14 protein-coding genes are annotated in these 18,899 nt (G+C 34.5%); 5 read left to right on the top strand and 9 right to left on the bottom strand.

Going from position 1 to position 18,899, the window contains the following annotated elements; translation table 11 throughout:
- Nucleotides 1–6: 6 nt before the first annotated feature.
- Entirely contained in the window at nt 7–1,776 is a 1,770-nt protein-coding gene (locus GYM75_RS03590) for a PTS ascorbate-specific subunit IIBC (RefSeq protein WP_220216800.1), read from the bottom strand.
- 430 nt (nt 1,777–2,206) lie between these two features.
- Between GYM75_RS03590 and ulaR the strand changes: the two genes are divergently transcribed.
- Complete coding sequence (gene ulaR, locus GYM75_RS03585) at nt 2,207–2,968, top strand: HTH-type transcriptional regulator UlaR (protein WP_220216799.1); 762 nt, start codon at nt 2,207–2,209, stop codon at nt 2,966–2,968.
- A 26-nt stretch (nt 2,969–2,994) separates the two neighbouring features.
- Nucleotides 2,995–4,062 carry an L-ascorbate 6-phosphate lactonase gene (gene ulaG / locus GYM75_RS03580; protein ID WP_065559249.1) on the top strand — a complete coding sequence of 356 codons (1,068 nt, stop codon included), beginning with the start codon at nt 2,995–2,997 and terminating at the stop codon, nt 4,060–4,062.
- Nucleotides 4,063–4,213: 151 nt separating this feature from the next.
- Here the strand turns inward: ulaG and recG are convergent, their stop codons facing one another.
- From recG to pmbA, 6 genes are all read right to left on the bottom strand, one after another.
- Nucleotides 4,214–6,307 carry an ATP-dependent DNA helicase RecG gene (gene recG, locus GYM75_RS03575; protein ID WP_220216798.1) on the bottom strand — a complete coding sequence of 698 codons (2,094 nt, stop codon included), beginning with the start codon at nt 6,305–6,307 and terminating at the stop codon, nt 4,214–4,216.
- Nucleotides 6,307–8,421 carry a bifunctional GTP diphosphokinase/guanosine-3',5'-bis pyrophosphate 3'-pyrophosphohydrolase gene (gene spoT / locus GYM75_RS03570; RefSeq protein WP_220216797.1) on the bottom strand — a complete coding sequence of 705 codons (2,115 nt, stop codon included), beginning with the start codon at nt 8,419–8,421 and terminating at the stop codon, nt 6,307–6,309. Before spoT ends, recG begins: the two co-directional genes overlap by 1 nt.
- An 18-nt stretch (nt 8,422–8,439) precedes the next feature.
- Nucleotides 8,440–8,730, bottom strand: coding sequence for a DNA-directed RNA polymerase subunit omega (rpoZ, locus tag GYM75_RS03565; protein ID WP_220216796.1), 291 nt, complete (start codon nt 8,728–8,730; stop codon nt 8,440–8,442).
- 155 nt (nt 8,731–8,885) lie between these two features.
- The gene (locus GYM75_RS03560) at nt 8,886–10,109 is read right to left on the bottom strand and encodes a CinA family nicotinamide mononucleotide deamidase-related protein (RefSeq protein WP_220216795.1); all 1,224 of its coding nucleotides are present in this window, start codon (nt 10,107–10,109) and stop codon (nt 8,886–8,888) included.
- Nucleotides 10,110–10,157: 48 nt separating this feature from the next.
- The gene (locus GYM75_RS03555) at nt 10,158–11,894 is read right to left on the bottom strand and encodes a SulP family inorganic anion transporter (protein ID WP_220216794.1); all 1,737 of its coding nucleotides are present in this window, start codon (nt 11,892–11,894) and stop codon (nt 10,158–10,160) included.
- Nucleotides 11,895–11,902: 8 nt separating this feature from the next.
- Nucleotides 11,903–13,255 (bottom strand): metalloprotease PmbA, encoded by a 1,353-nt coding sequence (gene pmbA, locus GYM75_RS03550; protein ID WP_220216793.1) that lies wholly within the window; start codon nt 13,253–13,255, stop codon nt 11,903–11,905.
- An 86-nt stretch (nt 13,256–13,341) separates the two neighbouring features.
- On the opposite strand from pmbA, the gene yjgA reads away from it, so the two are divergent.
- The 3 genes from yjgA (at nt 13,342) to GYM75_RS03535 (ending at nt 15,409) form a co-directional block, all read left to right on the top strand.
- Nucleotides 13,342–13,875, top strand: coding sequence for a ribosome biogenesis factor YjgA (yjgA, locus tag GYM75_RS03545; RefSeq protein ID WP_220216792.1), 534 nt, complete (start codon nt 13,342–13,344; stop codon nt 13,873–13,875).
- A gap of 67 nt (nt 13,876–13,942) precedes the next feature.
- Entirely contained in the window at nt 13,943–14,473 is a 531-nt protein-coding gene (gene ppa / locus GYM75_RS03540; RefSeq protein ID WP_220216791.1) for an inorganic diphosphatase, read from the top strand.
- Nucleotides 14,474–15,199: 726 nt separating this feature from the next.
- The gene (locus GYM75_RS03535) at nt 15,200–15,409 is read left to right on the top strand and encodes a cold shock domain-containing protein (protein ID WP_065559242.1); all 210 of its coding nucleotides are present in this window, start codon (nt 15,200–15,202) and stop codon (nt 15,407–15,409) included.
- A 132-nt stretch (nt 15,410–15,541) separates the two neighbouring features.
- On the opposite strand, the gene gapA is transcribed toward GYM75_RS03535, so the two are convergent.
- Together gapA and GYM75_RS03525 are read right to left on the bottom strand one after the other, a co-directional pair.
- Nucleotides 15,542–16,540 carry a glyceraldehyde-3-phosphate dehydrogenase gene (gene gapA, locus GYM75_RS03530; protein WP_065559241.1) on the bottom strand — a complete coding sequence of 333 codons (999 nt, stop codon included), beginning with the start codon at nt 16,538–16,540 and terminating at the stop codon, nt 15,542–15,544.
- Nucleotides 16,541–16,947: 407 nt separating this feature from the next.
- Complete coding sequence (locus GYM75_RS03525) at nt 16,948–18,333, bottom strand: hypothetical protein (RefSeq protein ID WP_220216790.1); 1,386 nt, start codon at nt 18,331–18,333, stop codon at nt 16,948–16,950.
- Between the last annotated feature and the right edge of the window lie 566 nt (nt 18,334–18,899).

Here is an 18,899-nt window from a genome sequence, read left to right as displayed (position 1 = left end):
CATATTCTATTTATTCGTATTAACTTGATTGATAAGTTCGATAAGCTCATCGCCAAACGTGTGTGGATTAAGCATATTTTGTACACCGAGTGCGTGTTGACCTTCATTCACTTCAATTTCATGTATCAGATGCTTCGATGCCACGATAATATCAACATTCGGTAAACGGGATTTGTAGTCGGTAACCGCACAAGAATCCATGATATTGGGGATCCCCTTCTTATCCAGAAAATTAGCAATTTTCATTTTCATCATCATTGATGACCCTTGACCACTACCGCATACCGCCAAAATACGAATTGGTTGGCCTTCACTTATTGCAACTTCATCCATTTTTTCAACTACTGCTTCATTTACATCCTGATGTATATCGTTTTCGATAGGTTGATTTTTTTGTTGTGCTTCTTCTGCTCGTAGTGTTTTAGCGGCAAAGAACATATACACCAATGCTAACGCAATGATTAAATAGATAAACAAATGGGAGAATGATAATCCTTGTAAGATTGGTGGGAATAAAATTGACCAATCCGCCATACCCATCCATGAGTCAATAGGCGTACCATTTTGCGCAAAAATATTGATCACCCAAGCAGAGCCTAGGACTTCGATTATCCCCATCGCAAAACAGATTTTCATTACCGCTTTCCAACCACCAAAATGGTTGGCAAATACGCCGATTGTCGCATTTGAGAAGAACATAGGAATAAATCCTGGAATAATCATTATTGGGGATTTGAAGATAAGCAATAATGCGATCGCTAAGAATTGCCCTAATGCCCCCCAAATAAAACCAAAAACCATGGCATTGGGTGAAAATGCATAAATGGCTGCACAATCAATAGCAAGCACAGCATTGGGAATCAATTTTTCAGAAATGCCTTTAAATGCTTCGGATAATTCAGCAACAAACATTCGTACACCGCCCACAATAACTTGTATCGCAACGGCAAATTTAAGCCCTGTTTCGAAAATATAGATTGTCCAATGGGTTGAACCAGCCATTGTTTGAAGATTATCTAAACCAAATGAAAGAAGGATGATGCCAAAAAAGAATGTCATGACAATGGTTGTGGCAGCGATACTATCATGGAAAATATGTAACCATTTAGGTAATTTAAGATTATCAACCGAATCCTTTTTATCACCCAGTTTTGGCGCTAATTTTACCGCTATCCATGAACCGAGTTGCTGTTGATGACCAATGGAAAAACCAGCCCCACCTGTTACCGCTTCGGTTGGTTTAAACATCATATTTGAGAATATCCCCCAATAGAGTGCAGTAATAATGGCGGAATAGATAATGGTTTCCCACATGCCATAACCAAATAAAAAGTAAAATAGTGCAATGAGACCGACTTGCTGAAACATAATATGACCTGTCAGCATGATCGTTCTGATACCAGTTAAACGGCGAAACAGCACAAGTGCAATGTTGATAGCAAGTGCCAATAGTACTGCATAGCCAACCCAAGAATATTGATCGCCCATACCCTTTTCGACGGCCACCATCGAGGCATACGTATCAATAATCGATCCTTTAATACCATGATATTCTGATAGTTTTGCAATGACGGGTTTAAAGGTTGAAACTAACACTCCTGAACCGACTTGTAATAACATAAAACCAACAATGGTTTTAATGGTGCCTTTTAAAACGGTTGTTATGTCTTTACGTAAAAGGCAATAACCTAACATTGTCACTAAGCCAAGCAACAAAGGCGCTTTTGTCATAACTTGGCTATAAAAAATATAAAATATGTTGTAGATTACTTCCATATGTTCCTCTCATTGGTTTATCGACATCTTTAAATATCTAACGCTTGACTGTGGAGAACTAACTTCGTTTTTGAATTTTCTTAAATTTTTATTTTGTAAATAGATAACTAAAACTTCTTAACTCCTTGTTATTTCGCATTACTACTCAAATAACACTTGTTATATTCTACAATCATAATTAACCATTCAATGATTATTTATGATTATTTTGATAAAGATCACTTTTCTAAACCTATCACACCAACATCTGTGATTATCATCACATTTTTGGGAAAAAACAGCGGTAAAATTTAAAAATATAATTATTATTATCAATATATTGAATCAACAATGAGTTACTATTGATTATAAATATTTGACAAAATTATTAATGAAAATTATTATCATTTTTAATCATAATTAATCATATCAATTCAATAAAGAGGTAATAATGAACGAAATATCGCGACATAACGAAATAGTGGCAATGGTTAACGACAAAGGAATGATAAAAGTGACTGAGTTAGTTTCATATTTTTCTATCTCACCCGCTACAGCTCGTCGTGATATCACTAAGCTTGATCAGGAAGGAAGAGTAAAAAAAGTGCGTAACGGCATTATGCGAATTGAAGAGAAAAAACCTATATGGGCACCAATCGGTAACAATAATACCGATCATTATCATGAAAAGGCTCGTATTGCGATTCGTGCAGCAAAGTTGTGTGGAACTGATGAAAATGTAGTTATTAACTGTGGTTCAACAGCATTTTTATTGGGTCGAGAACTCTGTGGTAAAAACGTTTCAATCATTACTAACTATTTTCCATTAGCTTGTTACTTGATTGAACATGATCATGAAAATGTCATCATTATGGGAGGGTTATATAACAAAACACAAAATATTATTCTTAACCCTATTGCGAACATTACTGATTCTTATGCTGGCAAGTGGATGTTCACCAGTGGCAAGACGTTAACACCTAATGGGCTATATAAAAATGAAATATTAGGTGCCGTGGCTGAACAACAGATACTTGAAAAAATTGAAAAATTAGTTGTGGTTGTCGATAGTTCAAAAATTGAAACCAAAGCCAACTCTGGCATGCTTTTTTGTCCTGTGAATAAAATCGATATTTTAATTACCGGTAAACAAGCAAACAAGGAAGTCATTGAAAGCATTAAGGAGCAAGGCGTTGAAGTTATTTTAGTTTAATTATTGAAATGTAAAAGGAACAAAGTATGAGTAAAGTGAACGAAATTACCCGAGAATCGTGGATATTAAATACCTTTCCTGAATGGGGTACTTGGCTAAATGAAGAGATTGAAGCAACAGAGGTTAAACCCAATACGTTTACCATGTGGTGGCTTGCTTGTACTGGCATTTGGTTAAAATCAGCCGGTAATACCAATATCTCAGTCGATTTTTGGTGTGGAACCGGTAAAAAAACACACGCGAATCCCTTGATGAACAAACAGCATCAAATGATGCGTATGGGGGGAGTACGCGAATTACAACCAAATTTAAGAACCAGTCCTTTTGTATTAGATCCTTTTGCTATTAAAGAGATTGATGCGGTAATGGCAACCCATGATCATGCCGATCATATTGATGTCAATGTGGCGGCTGCGGTCATTCAAAACTGTTCACCAAAAGTGAAATTTATTGGCCCTAAAGCTTGTGTCGAATTATGGAAAAGTTGGGGTGTACCTGAAGATCGTTGCATTGTTGCCAAAGTAGGCGAAACCATTAAAGTCGGCGATATTACCATTCGAGTACTTGACTCGTTTGACAGAACATCGTTAGTGACACTACCAAAAGGGGTATCCTCAACTGATAAAGCAATTTTAGATGGCATGGATGACAGAGCCGTTAACTATCTGTTTGAAACCTCAGGTGGCTCGCTCTATCACTCAGGTGATTCTCATTACTCTAACTATTATGCCAAACATGGTAATGATTACAAAATCGATGTTGCGTTACTTTCTTATGGTGAAAATCCGCGTGGCGTGACCGATAAAATGACGTCTTCAGATATTTTGCGTGCTGCGGAATCGCTGAAAACACAAGTTGTGATCCCTTTTCATCATGATATTTGGGCGAATTTCCAAAGTGATCCTCGTGAAATTGAAGTACTTTGGCAAATGAAAAAAGATCGTTTGGAATATCAATTTACGCCATTCTTCTGGCAAGTTGGCGGTAAATACACGTATCCAACAGATAAAAAGAAAATGCATTATCAGCATTATCGTGGATTTAGAGACATCTTTACCGATGAGCCTGAATTACCTTATCGTTCTTTTTTATAATTTGTTTCGAAATTAAAATCAATAATTTTAGTGGGCAGCGAATAGGATTCAATGTCCACTTTTTATATCCTCTGCAAAGAATAAACGTGGAATCAATTCGCTGAAATTATTTATCTGTTTTTACGAATAAACTAATAAGAAAATGAAAATACTAGGCATTGATATATTTTTGTCTATCCGGAAGCCAGCAATTTATCAACTCTTCAACACTTTCGCGATGCTGTTGCTGTAAAAAATAAGAGGCTTTTTGAACTTGACTTATCAAATGCTGATCACGGATTAAATCAACAACTTTAAAGTTAGCTATCCCCATTTGACGCGTGCCCAAAATCTCCCCACTACCTCGTATTTCTAAATCTTTTTGCGCAATCACAAAACCATCATTACTGTCACGCATGACTTTCATTCTTGCTTGTGCAACTTTGCTTAATGGTGCTTGATACATTAATACACAATGAGATACAGCCGTTCCTCGTCCTACACGACCACGTAATTGGTGCAATTGCGCCAATCCTAATCTTTCCGCATTTTCAATAATCATCAAGCTTGCATTTGGCACATCGACACCTACTTCAATTACCGTCGTTGCGACTAGCAATTGGATGATACCATCTTTAAAATTCTGCATTACCGATTGTTTTTCGTCCGACTTCATTTTGCCATGAACCAGCCCAATCGTTAAATGTGACATTTTTTCTCTTAGCTCTTCAACCAGTATTTCAGCAGCTTGAGCATCTAATGTTTCCGACTCTTCAACTAATGTACAAACCCAATAAACTTGACGATTTTCCAAGCAAGCTTGATTAACACGTTCAATAATTTCATCACGCCGAGAATTTGGAATAACGACAGTTGTGACAGGTGTGCGACCCGGTGGTAACTCATCAATGATAGACACATCTAAATCAGCATATACCGTCATGGCTAATGTTCGTGGAATCGGAGTGGCTGTCATAATTAGCTGATGAGGATAGTCGTTATCTTTGATCCCCTTTTCCCACAAACTCAATCTTTGATTCACACCAAAGCGATGCTGTTCATCGATAATCACCAGTCCTAAAGAAGCAAATTCAACTTTATCAACAAATACGGCATGTGTGCCAATTAACAATCTAATATCTCCACTTTTTACTTGTTCGTAACGCAATCTTTTATTTTTAGCAGTCAAACGCCCTGATAACCAATCAACAGTAATACCCAAAGGATCAAACCATTGTTTAAAGTTATTATAGTGTTGCTCAGCTAATATCTCGGTTGGTGCCATTAAGACAACCTGAGCGCCATTTTCAATCGCATTTAATGCCGCTAAAGCCGCGACCAACGTTTTTCCAGATCCAACATCCCCTTGAATTAATCGCATCATCGGGACAGGTTTTGCCATATCGAGATAGATATCATGTACAACACGTTGTTGTGCGTTAGTGGGTTTAAAGGGTAACGAGGCTAAAAAAGGCGCTAAAAATTGTTGAGTTGGGCGAAAAATACGCGCTTGCTGTTTTTGGTTATCAACTTTTAACATAAGCATACTCAGATGATAAGCAAGTAACTCTTCAAAAATAAACCGTTTGATAGCAGGATGTTCACCTGTAGATAATTGAGTGATATTGGTACCAATTGGAGGATTGTGAATGATATTTAATGATTCCAATGCTGGTAAAAAATGATTTACTAATGGCTCAGGCAGAATTTCTTTGGGAGGATTACGTTTTAGTAGTAATAATGCAGAAGCCATTAATTTACGAATGACATTTTGAGTTAACCCATAGGTGGTTGGATATATTGGGGTATATTTTTCTTGTTCATCACCTAGTTTATTCGATTTGCTTTCTGGATTTGTAAACAATTTATATTGAGGATGAATAATTTCGGGATACATTTTTCCCTTTTTTATTTCACCATAAGCACTAACCCAACTACCAATCGCTAAGCTTGCTTTAATACCTGCATTGAAATGCATAAATCTTAGTATTGCTATGCCTGTATCATCTTGAATATGACAAATTAGCATTTGTCGACGTCTAACCACCACTTCACACTTGATGATTCTTCCTTCAATAGTGGTGTGTTTACCAATAGAAACCTCGCCAATAGGACAAGAAGAAGAGCGATCTTCGTAACGTAAAGGAAAGTGTAATAAAAGATCTTGAACAGTATAGATACCTAGCGTATTAAATTTTTTTTCGAGGTTACTGCCAATTCCGCTTAATTTTATTATCGGAACCTGACTTAGGAATCGACTTGTCATCATCGCTTATTAATGTTACGAGTGACACTAACAACATCTTGCTGTAGTGAAATTTTACGCATTAACTCATTAAGTTGCTGACGATTTTTCACTTCAACTTGCAAAATGACAGTATAAATTTGTCGATCTTTCTCTTCAGTATTCAGCCATTGCAAATGTGCTTTTTCATCATTAATGATTGAAAGGATATGCCCAAGTGCACCTTGGTTGTTTGAAATATCGACCCATATTTCTGCAACAAATTGCTGAGTGATATCGGTAGCCCATTTTAATAAGATATATTTTTCAGGATTATTTTGGTAACCAGTTACATTTCGACATGATTCGTGATGAACAATTAATCCTTTTTCTGGGCTGACTTGGCCGACAATCGGATCATCGGGAATTGGGTGACAACATTTAGAAAATGTGACTAATACTCCTTCACTGCCTGTTATCACTAATGTTTTATTTGTGTCACTGTTATTTTGAAACAATTCTTTGTGTTCTAAACCTTTGACAATAAAATGACTCATTATATTACCAAGACCTATCTCGGCTAATACATCATCAAAAGAAGGCAATTGTGTTATTTCAACAATCTTAGCGATTTGTTTAGTGGTCAGTGAACTGATACCACCAGTTTTAATTAATGAAAGATTTAACAATCGACGACCTAATTCAATCGCATCATCACGTTTTAACAATTTAAGGGCTTGCCTAATACGTGATCTTGCTTTAGCACTCACGACAAAATTAAGCCAATTTGCATTTGGACGCCCTTCAGGAGAGGTTATGATTTCGACAGTCTGACCATTGCTAAGTGGCTGAGAAAGAGGATAAGGTTTACGATCGACAATCGCACCAATACATTGATAGCCAATGTCCGAATGGACTGCATAGGCAAGGTCAACCGCAGTTGATCCTTCTGGTAATTGAACTATCCTGCCTTTAGGCGTAAAAACATAAATTTCTTTTGGAAACAGGTCAGATTTCACATTTTCGATGAATTCAAATGAGTTGCCCACACTTTGTTGCAACTCTAATAAGCTCTGCATCCAACGCTGGGCTTTAATTTGTGCCGTTGTATTGTTCAATTCATCATTAGCATTGTAAACCCAGTGTGCAGCCACTCCCATTTCGGCCATTTGATCCATATCTTCAGTACGTATCTGAACTTCAACAGGCGTACCATGAGGCCCAATTAACGAAGAGTGTAATGACTGATAACCATTAGCTTTGGGGATTGCAATATAGTCTTTGAAGCGATTAAGACGTGGTTTATAAAGATTATGTACAAGACCAAGTGCACGATAGCAGGCATCAACATCTTTAACAACAATCCGAAAAATATAAATATCCATGATAGAATGAAAATGCTGCTCACGCATTTGCATTTTTTGATAAATCACGTAAATATTTTTTTCTAACCCTTCGACTTCAGCATCAATATTTGCCTCTAATAAACGATTACGAATCTCAGACAAAATCTGTTGAATTAACTCTTTTCGAGTACCTCGAGCAGCTCTAATCACATTTTCAATCACTTTAGCTCGATTAGGATGCATTGCCGTAAAACCTAAAATTTCGAGTTCAGTTTTAATGTGGTGGATACCTAAACGATGAGCGAGAGGTGCATAGATTTCTAGTGTTTCTTTGGCGATTCGACGTCGTTTTTCAGGTCTTAATGCTGCGAGGGTTCGCATATTGTGTGTGCGATCAGCGAGTTTAATTAAAATCACTCGCACATCTTCGGTCATGGCGAGCACCATTTTCCGAAAATTTTCAGCTTGCGCTTCTTGCCGATTACGAAATTTTAACTTATCAAGTTTAGATACACCTTCCACTAAAACAGCTACATGTTTACCAAAATGATTAGTAATATCTTGAAATGTTACCGGAGTATCTTCGATAGTGTCATGCAATAGCGCAGCAATAATGGTTTCATAATCAAGTCGCATATCCGCCAAAATTGAGGCGACAGCAACAGGATGGGTAATATAAGGTTCACCACTTGATCGAAATTGCCCTTCATGTGCTTTTTTAGCAAAAAGATAGGCATCTTGTATTATTTCAACTTGTTTAGGTGGAAGATAAGATGCTACAACCTCTTTTAAGCTATCAAAATATTGCATAGGCAATTCCAGTAGCGCTTATTCGTATGACGGCGTATTTTCGAGAAGGATCGATTCATGAAGTGTTGAACGCACTTCTGCCTCTTCTTCTTGACGAGCTTGAAAATCAGCAGTATCAAGAATCTGTTTATTAACTAGACCATCTTCAATTTCACGTAAAGCAACGACGGTTTCTTTGTCGTTTTCTTCTGGAATTAGTGGCGACTTATTTTCGACTTGTAATTGTCGAGCGCGTCTTGCGGCAACTAAAACGAGATCAAAGCGATTACCAATTTTTTCTACTGCATCTTGAACAGTTACTCGAGCCATTTTTACCTCTAATGTATTTACTAGTTTGCGTAATTTGGAAGATCCGCTATTCTACTTAATTTTGAGGTGAATTGTCTATAATAATGTCTTACTATTATTAAGATAGCCAAAACCAAAGAAATCAAGTTGAAACGCATGTGTATCTCTATTAAAGATCAATCGATTATCTCTAACCAGGTATTTGGTCCAATTAATGTTTTATTTAAAAGATAACGACGCAAGGCATCTAAAGCAATTGCAGCAAGGGTTTGTTGTTCAATTTTTCTTGTTTGTTTTCGACCAGTGTATTTTAAATTTATGGGTAATATTTGATTAGCTGTAGCAATTATTAGCGTAAACTGACTATTTTTTTCCTTAAAATTTACAATCCCTAAGGTTATGTCTGCTCTATTTTTAGTCAAAATTTGTAAAAAGATGCTTTTAAGGTCATCAATGAGTAATGGAGAAACTTCAGATTTTATGATGGGGGCATCTGATTCAAATAATAGGTGACCAATAACGCCTGCGGATTGCTGTTCAATAACGGCAACAGTTAAATTCTTTTCATGCAACAGTTCCGAAACCACTCTTGCTAGACCAAAACCACTTTGCTGAGCAAACCGACCTTCAAAAAGCAAATTATCGCTGACAATAATTTTGATTTCTCGCCATAATTTATCAAGCTCATCCTTTTTTTTCTCTGGCCCAGATAATTTCAATTCAACATATGGCATTGCAGCACGATAACCAATATTAATATCATCTGATGTCATAAGTTTTGTTTCTATTTCAGTGGCTAGTTCACTTTCAGAACGCCCCATAGTAGTCAATTGATAACAAAGTTGTCTTTCAATTCGAGGATAGTAACGTTTAATTTCTGGTAAAATCGAGGTTTGAATCATTTCTTTGAATTCAGCAGGCACTCCTGGAGTAAAAAAAAGCAAACAATCATTGATTTTCATCTGAAACCCACAAGCAGTTCCTACAGGATTATTAATAATTTTTGAACTTTTAGGCAACATGGCTTGTTTTATATTGCTTGATGGCATAATCTTGCCTCGATTTGCAAAATAACGTTCAATTTGATTTAACCATTCTTGATTTAATTCCAATATTTCATGATTAGCTAAAGCAGCTGCTCGTGCGGTTAAATCATCTCGAGTAGGCCCGAGTCCACCATTAACAATAATAATATCATTGACCAGACTATGTGTTTGAAATGTTTTTATGAGTTGGTTTAAATTATCGCCAACAGTATGTCTAGTAATTATGGGTATACCTTCCTGAAATAGAAATTCAGATAACCATGCACCATTGGTGTCAAGAATTTGACCATATAAAACTTCATCACCCGTACTAATCATTTCGATCAATATTTGACTTTTGCTCTGATTCATCATGTTTATTTGCCTTTTAAAACATTCATTGAACAAAATAAAGGTAATTAGTTAATCATCATTATCTTCGTTATCTTTATTTTCCATATGTCCTCTACTTTGCACTAATTTAACAGCGAAATAAAGATCATAGGTAAATTCAATATAGTCATAATCTGGTTTAATGTTCATCTGTTTAAACCAATTTTTGATTGTTTTTCGTCTTCCAGATAATATGAGCACGGCATTGCGAACTTTTAAAGAATTAACTAACTCACTAATTCCAGATAAGACACTTACATCTTTATAAGTAAAACAGGGAATCGCATCAACGATAACATAATTAATTGGTTCTTCTGCTTCATCAATAAAACTGATAATTCTACGTTTAAAATAAGCAATATTAAAATAAGTTAGAGGCGAATTAAATCGATAGATGATCGTATTACTTATTGGTTTTACATCTTGTCCTAATGAGTGAATTCTCCCTGTATCATCGATACCTAATAATTGATCATTAGGTCTAAAAACACGACGTAAAAATAAGAACAACCCCAATAAAACAGCTAAAGCCATACCCGGAATAATTCCAATAAGCAAAACCGCAATGAATGTTGATAAACTTAAATAAAATGCATCTCGATCAAATTTGATAAAGCGAATTATGATTTGAAAATTCACTAATGAAAGAGTTGAGTAAATCAATATTACACCTAAAACACAAGTTGGTATATATTGTAATGGCGATAACAAAAATAGTACGACAAATCCTATTAATGTCGCAGCAATGATTGATACCAGTTGCGTTTTTCCACCATTTGCATCATTTACGGCTGTACGAGATGAAGTACCACTTACCACAAAACCTTGTGATAGACCAGCCGCAATATTTGCCATACCTAATGCTTTAAACTCTACATCAGCATTGGTTTCATAATTATTTTTAGTGGCAAAACTTCTTACTGTAATCATCATACTTACAAAGCAGATAATGGCAATATTTAGCGAAGGAACAACTAGATTTCGCATTAATCCTTTATCAAAATCAACCCAAGCTTCAATTGGGATATAATCTCCAGTGACATTACCTATGATTTGAATACCAAAATATTGAAAATTAAAAAGCCATGAAAAAAAAGTCATGATTATCACTGCAAAGAGCGGAGCAGGATAACGTGGTTTGTATTTTTTCAATACAATTAATATTAATAAAGCAATAAATGAAACAAATGCTGTTCCTAAATGCGTTTGTAAAAGTTTAAGTGGAAAATAAGCAACACGTTCAATGAGATAGGAATAATCGTAACGGAAACCTAACGTTTTAGCTAATTGATCAACAATAATTGTAATTGAAATACCATTTAATAAACCGATCAATATCGGTTGACTTAGCAGATCAGCTAATGCACCTAAATGAAATTTTCCAGCAATAATGCACCAAACTCCAATCATGATGGTCAGCAGAACCACTAATTGCCAGCGTAAAATCGGGTCATTAGCAGCTAAAGGAAAGACAACCGCGGCAACCACAGCACAAGTTGCAGTATCGGGTCCAACTATAAGCTGCTTAGATGATCCAAAAAGTGCATACACAATAAGAGGTAAAATGGTTGAATATAGTCCAGCAATAGCGCCCACGCCTGTTAACTCTGCATAAGCGATTGAAACGGGTAATGAAACTGCCGCTACCGATAATCCAGCTTTTAAATCAAAACTGAAGTATTCTCGTTTATAAGTTAAGAAACTTGCCAGTCCAGGCATCCATAATATAATCTTTTGGAAAAACGTACTGCTGACTAACTTCCCCATTTTATTTCCTATTTTCCTGCTATACTCATGTTATCAATTAATATTGAACCGCTATGAATATTACTGCGTGTTTCAACATCATTACCTATTGCTACAATATTTTTATACATATCTTTTAGGTTACTGGCAATAGTTATTTCATTAATTGGATATTGAATCTGACCATTCTCGACCCAAAAGCCACTGGCACCTCGAGAATAATCACCAGTCACGCCATTAACACCCTGTCCCATTAATGAAGTAACCACAATACCTTTATCTAATTTTTTCAACATATCATCAAAACTAGCATCCGGTTGACTTGGCGAGACTAGCCAATTATGGATTCCACCAGCATGTCCTGTTGAAACTAAACCCAGTTTTCGAGCAGAATAATGACTGAGTAAATAGGTTTGCAAAATACCTTGTTCAATAATATTACGCTTAACTGTTTTGGTTCCTTCACTGTCAAAAGGTGAAGAACCAACACCTTTCAAAATATGGGGATTTTCAAAAATTGTCATCCAAGATGGAAATACTTGTTTACCAATACTATCAAGCAAAAATGAAGATTTACGATAAATTGCCCCCCCACTAATCGCTCCAACTAAATGTCTTATTAACCCCACGGAAACGTCAGCGCTGAATAGTACAGGTACTTGCATTGTAGCGATTTGTTTTGCCCCTAAATGGGCAATAGTTTTCTCAGCAGCTTGTCGCCCTACCCAAGCAGAAGATTTTAATTCATTAATATCACGTGATGAGGTATATGCATAATTACGTTCCATCTGTCCTTCTTGTTCCGCAATTGCAGTACATGATAGTGAATGCGAACTTGCACAATAACCTTGTAGCATTCCTAAACTATTTCCATAAACAAACACGCCATAACGGCTACTAAAATATCCCCCATCACTACTTTTTATTTTCGGATAAGTTAATGCTGTTTGCTCTGCTTGTTTAGCTTGCTCAATGGCATTATCAACGTTTAAATCACTTGGGTAAAATAGATCTAGGTCAGGTGGATTAAAAGCCATCTGATCAACATCACCTAATCCAGAACAAGGATCGGGTGAAGTGTATTGCATAATATTGATTGCTTTATCTATTGTTTGTGAAATAGCCTGTGGTGATAAGTCATTTGTTGAGGCACTACCTTTTCGTTGATCTTGAAAAACAGTGATAGCTAAAGCGCCATCACTATTAAACTCAACGTTTTCTGGTTCTCCTAATCGAGTACTTACACTAATACCGGTTGATTGATTTATTGACACTTCCACTGAATCAACTTTCTGTTTAGCTTGTTCAATGGCCTGAGCAACAATATTGGATAAATTTTCTTTTTGCTTTATAGCATCTTTTTTAATCTGTTCAATACTCATTTTATTATTTTCTACAATTCTGCTAATGATACGTTATAATAAGCCAGAATTGAATTTTAGTTAACTATTAACATAAGAAATCCTATATGAATAAGCAAAAAGATTTACTCATCGATAATGATTTTGAAACCCCTATTGATGAAGAAATTATTTATGTCAGTAAAAGTGAAATCAAACGTGATGCAGAAGTGCTAAAGAAAATGGGCATTGAATTAGTTAGTTTAAGTAAGAACGAACTGACTAAAATCCCACTTGATGAAGATTTACTTTATGCTATTGAGCTAGCTCAGAAAATTAAAAAAGAGGGATATCGAAGACAAATACAATATATTGGTAAATTGCTTCGTAATCGTGATATTGAACCAATTACTCAAGCGTTAGATAAACTTAAAAATCGTCATAATCAGCAAGTTGCTTTATTCCATAAACTTGAAAAGCTACGTGATGAACTGATCGAAACAGGCGATGCAGAAAAAATTATGGCGTTATTTCCAACGGCTGATAGACAACAATTACGTACGTTTGCTCGTTTAGCCAAAAAAGAGCAACAATCCAATAAACCACCAAAAACAGCCAAACAGATTTTTCAATATTTAAAAGAATTGAGTGAAACAGAATAATCTTTATAATGTGCGCTTATTTCTTATCATTAAACAATATTTTTTAACCAAGATAGAGGATATAAAAATGGGACTTTTAAACGTACCAGCAGGTAAAGAGTTACCGGACGATATTTATGTAGTAATTGAAATTCCAGCTAATGCAGATCCAATTAAATATGAAGTAGATAAAGATACTGGTGCGGTATTTGTTGACCGTTTTATGGCAACAGCAATGTTTTATCCATGTAATTATGGTTATATTAATCATACTTTATCGCTTGATGGCGATCCTGTAGATGTGTTGGTCCCTACACCATATCCATTACAACCTGGTTCTGTAATCCGTTGTCGTCCTGTTGGCGTATTAAAAATGACGGATGAAGCGGGTCAAGATGCTAAACTGGTTGCCGTACCGCATACTAAATTATCAAAAGAGTATGATCATATTAAAGATGTAGATGATCTTCCTGAACTACTTAAATCTCAAATTAAGCACTTTTTCGAACAATACAAAGCTTTAGAAAAAGGTAAATGGGTGAAAGTAGACGGTTGGGATAATGCCGATGCAGCTCGCAAAGAAATTCTTGAGTCTTTTGAAAGAGCTAAAAATAAATAATAGCAATAACTCTTATTTACATTAATCAAATAGAAGCCATAGTTACTTACATATGGCTTTTTTATTCGGAATCAGAAATTTCTTCATTAATAATTTTTACATATATTTTCCGGCAGATATTCAAAGATGTCATTTTCGTAATTATCAGTAACTATCTAATCTTAATGCGAGTGATTTAGTGCAGTTTTTTTAGTGCAAACATGTTATTTATTTAATTTAAACTATCAATAATTATTTTTTAAATTGGTTTAATCAAACTCTCTTTTAACTTGTCAACCTTTTTTAAAAGCTAATGTAAACGTTTAAATCATAAATGACACACTTGTATGATACAAAGGATTAGAAAAGTAATCGTTAGAACTAATATTTAAATAAATTTCTTACAACACTTAATTAGCTTAAATAATCTTTACTTTCGAAATAAATTTAAATTTAAAAATCACTTATAATTTGCTATTTATCAAAATAGATCATTCCATATAAAAATTTTATATAAAACTTCATCCTAAGATGAAAAAATTGTCATTAATTTCTTGCTTTCGAATATAAATTATGCGGTAATAGTAACAGACTTATGACGCACTATTTTTTTATGAAAACGTTTAACAATTATGATGTAGTTTTTGACTCATTATTTTAGTTTTATTTGTTGATTAATGAATATTGTGTAAAAGTCTATACGTGCCTTAAAGGCAAAATATTAATTATTGTTAGGATATCTAGTAAATGAATAAGAAAACAGGCCAAGTAAAATGGTTTAACGAGAGTAAAGGTTTTGGATTTATCACACCAACCGATGGGAGCAAAGACGTATTTGTTCACTTTTCAGCAATTTCGGGTGAAGGTTTTAAAACCCTAGCTGAAGGTCAACAAGTGGAATTTGCTATTCAAGATAGCCCTCGCGGACCTGCGGCATCAGAAGTTGTCGTTATCTAATTAATATCGTAGTAAATATTAGTGAAAACGCTCATTTTTTAAATGAGCGTTTTTATTTTTGTAATAATAATAAAATTTGAGCATAAAAAAAGTGACCAAATGGTCACTTTTATGGTAACTAAAAATTAGTTATTATTTTTTAGATACAACAGCAATTAAATCTAAAACTTTATTTGAATAACCAACTTCGTTGTCATACCAAGAAACTAATTTAACGAACGTATCGCTGATTTGGATACCCGCTTTTGCATCAAATACAGAAGTGCAAACTTCACCTAAGAAATCAGTTGAAACAACATCATCTTCAGTGTAACCAAGAACGCCTTTCATTGGACCTTCTGAAGCCGCTTTGATTACTTTACAGATATCTTCATATTTAGCAGGTTTTGCTAAACGAGCAGTTAAGTCAACAACAGAAACATCTGGAGTTGGTACACGGAAAGCCATACCAGTTAATTTACCATTCAACTCAGGAATAACTTTACCTACTGCTTTAGCAGCACCTGTTGATGAAGGGATGATGTTTTGTGCTGCACCACGACCACCACGCCAATCTTTGTGAGATGGGCCATCTACCGTTTTTTGAGTAGCTGTAGTTGCATGAACAGTTGTCATTAAGCCTTCAACGATACCAAAGTTATCATTGATTACTTTAGCTAAAGGCGCTAAACAGTTAGTGGTACATGACGCATTAGATACGATATCTTGACCAGCATAATCTTTATCATTAACACCCATAACAAACATAGGCGTGCTATCTTTAGAAGGACCAGTTAAAACAACTTTTTTAGCACCCGCTTGGATGTGTTTACGAGCAGTTGCGTCATCTAAGAATAAACCTGTTGCTTCAGCAACAACATCAACACCCACTTCGTTCCATTTTAAGTTTGCAGGATCTCTTTCAGCTGTAACGCGAATTGTTTTGCCGTTAACGATTAATTTGCCATCTTTAACTTCAACAGTACCGTCAAAACGACCGTGAGTTGAATCATATTTAAGCATGTACGCCATATACTCAACGTCTAATAAATCATTGATAGCAACGATTTCAATATCAGAGCGTTTTTGTGCAGCACGGAAAACAATACGACCAATACGGCCAAATCCATTAATACCTACTTTGATTGTCATAAAAATTACCTTCTTTATTTGTGTTAAATGATAAAATAATTAGCAGTAAACTACCAAATTTTTAAGGTTTATTCAAGCTGATTCAGAATAATTGGCAAGAATAAATTAAAATGAAATCATCTTAATAATCATAGGATATAGGTTACTTATATTTTAAATAAGATTGTTATTGAATTAAGCAATAACAATGATAATTTAACTTAATTATGAGACTTAAATTCATCATAATTAAGTAGCCCAATATCCCTCTTTCCCAATATTAGATAATCACGTGATTACATTAAATAAATTAAAAGGTATCAATTAATCCATAGTCAATGTTAGGTTATGTTAAGAGACGATTAAAATAAAAAATCCCACATTATCAACTTTGTGGGATTATATTTTGGAGTCATGATAAACAATTATTATAAAGCACTCATCCTATCAATAAATTGTTTTAAATAGTTTCTGATATCTTCACCTTGCGAATAATGTGCTTCAAGTTTTAACGTTGATTTGGATTTCCACTCGCCTTCATGTGAGTTATGAAATTTACTTGGAACATCGCCCGAATAGATATAATCCGTTTTAGAAGAAATTGCTTCGCTTATCAATCGTTTAGAATTATTGATATCACCGGTTATTTCGATATCAGTAGTAAAAATGTATTTTTTCGAATTAGTGATAGTCTTTAAGTTGAATTTTTGTTCTTTATAAATTGGAACTTTGATTTTATTACCATTATCATCGGTTTTCTCGCTCATCCTTTCTACATATTTTTCTGTTTTAACTTCATTTGTTTCATACGGTTTCATATGAATATAGTCAGATTTGGCACTAATATCTATGATGACATTAGCTTGTGAGCTATGATTAACAAAGTATATATAATCAACGTTAAAAACTTGTTTTACCCAACTAAGATAGTCGGTATCTTTAACATACACATTAACGCGTCCCTGTAATTTACATCGACTCGCTCTAGCGCTGGCATCACGGTATGAACCGAACTGTGCATATGCTGAATTGGCTGCCTCATAATATTTAGCCGCTTCACGATAAGTTTCGCGTTTATAAGCTATTTTTTCAAGTAACGCAGCTTTTTCGTAATACTCCTTTGCTAGTGCAGTGACGTGCTTTCTTTTATTAGCCTCATAGAGTTTATAACTATCTTTATATTCGCCTATTGGCTTATAAACCTCCCAAGCTTTAAGGTATGCCAAGGAAGCTTCCTGATAATTACCTTGTTGCGAAAATGTTTTACCTAAATCGTAATGGTGCTTTGCTTCAATATCCAGATGTTGCTTTTTAGCATTTTTATATAAAGTAAAAATATCTTTATATTTATACCGTTCTGAACCTTTTAAATATAAGTTAGCTTTTACTTTGTAACTTTCACTGTCCGTACCCTTTATCGAATTACCATAATCGTAATATTCTTTAGCGATAAGTTGATCTAATTTACTCGCTGCATATTTATCGTTAAAAAAAGCGACAGTTTGACTATAAAAACGATTGACTAACATTAAATTGATTTTTCGAAGCGATTCATAACTATCAATACGTGCTTGATAATCAGTTCTAGCACTACTATTAATGATTGTCTCGTAATGTTTCATCACATTACTGACCAAAACTCGTAACTTTTCGGCACTTTCCTCATTAAATTTTGCCGCTCCTTTTTCACCAATGTTAGCGGTTAATAAGCTAATACTTTCCACATATTTCCCTTCGTTATAAGCTTGTTCAGCCGTACGAACATGACATGCAGTTAAACAAAACACCAACAAAATCGCTAAAACTATCCGCATATTATTTCCTTTCTCTATTTATTAATTAATTATCAGACAGTTAGAATAAAAACAGTTTGATTTAGTGATCTTATGAAAAAAATTAACCTTATTTTTTTCATTTAATGCTAAATTTTTAAACAATAAAGATGATTAATTTAAGAAATAATAAGACTTTTAAAGCAAATTCTTTATCATTATTAATATTTTTGAAAAGTCATATTATAAATTGAAGAAGTCGATTTTATTGTCAATATTCGCTTCTTTTGCAATCGTTAACTAGCGTGATTGAGACAAATTATCCAATTTTTTTGGTTCATGTGTTACCCTTTTAATGACAATGACTAAATATTGCCGTGAGATATAAAACCATCATTTAATCAGTTAATTAAATAAAGAATTCGCTATTTTAGAATATAATTAAACTAGTCTTTTTAAACCTAATTTATAAATAATCTAATATTACTCACATCAAATCACCTCATTTTCAATACAGCCTATAAAGTGATACAATCATTTAATATTAAACAATGCCTAATACAATAATAAGTTTCACCGATTTATAGGGTTTTAAGACAGTTACCTTG

This window comes from Gilliamella sp. ESL0441, assembly GCF_019469185.1.
Classification (GTDB): Bacteria; Pseudomonadota; Gammaproteobacteria; order Enterobacterales; family Orbaceae; genus Gilliamella.
The sequence above is the reverse complement of the archived record's forward strand: the minus strand, read 5'-3'. Positions and strand labels throughout refer to the sequence as shown.

Excerpts from the sequence above, each read along its gene's own strand:
- spoT (WP_220216797.1), bottom strand. The coding sequence starts at position 8,421 with ATGCAATATTTTGATAGCTTAAAAGAGGTTGTAGCATCTTATCTTCCA.
- GYM75_RS03525 (WP_220216790.1), bottom strand. The coding sequence starts at position 18,333 with ATGCGGATAGTTTTAGCGATTTTGTTGGTGTTTTGTTTAACTGCATGT.
- GYM75_RS03535 (WP_065559242.1), top strand. The coding sequence starts at position 15,200 with ATGAATAAGAAAACAGGCCAAGTAAAATGGTTTAACGAGAGTAAAGGT.
- ppa (WP_220216791.1), top strand. The coding sequence starts at position 13,943 with ATGGGACTTTTAAACGTACCAGCAGGTAAAGAGTTACCGGACGATATT.
- ulaG (WP_065559249.1), top strand. The coding sequence starts at position 2,995 with ATGAGTAAAGTGAACGAAATTACCCGAGAATCGTGGATATTAAATACC.
- pmbA (WP_220216793.1), bottom strand. The coding sequence starts at position 13,255 with ATGAGTATTGAACAGATTAAAAAAGATGCTATAAAGCAAAAAGAAAAT.
- recG (WP_220216798.1), bottom strand. The coding sequence starts at position 6,307 with ATGACAAGTCGATTCCTAAGTCAGGTTCCGATAATAAAATTAAGCGGA.
- GYM75_RS03560 (WP_220216795.1), bottom strand. The coding sequence starts at position 10,109 with ATGATGAATCAGAGCAAAAGTCAAATATTGATCGAAATGATTAGTACG.
- rpoZ (WP_220216796.1), bottom strand. The coding sequence starts at position 8,730 with ATGGCTCGAGTAACTGTTCAAGATGCAGTAGAAAAAATTGGTAATCGC.
- gapA (WP_065559241.1), bottom strand. The coding sequence starts at position 16,540 with ATGACAATCAAAGTAGGTATTAATGGATTTGGCCGTATTGGTCGTATT.
- GYM75_RS03590 (WP_220216800.1), bottom strand. The coding sequence starts at position 1,776 with ATGGAAGTAATCTACAACATATTTTATATTTTTTATAGCCAAGTTATG.
- GYM75_RS03555 (WP_220216794.1), bottom strand. The coding sequence starts at position 11,894 with ATGGGGAAGTTAGTCAGCAGTACGTTTTTCCAAAAGATTATATTATGG.
- yjgA (WP_220216792.1), top strand. The coding sequence starts at position 13,342 with ATGAATAAGCAAAAAGATTTACTCATCGATAATGATTTTGAAACCCCT.
- ulaR (WP_220216799.1), top strand. The coding sequence starts at position 2,207 with ATGAACGAAATATCGCGACATAACGAAATAGTGGCAATGGTTAACGAC.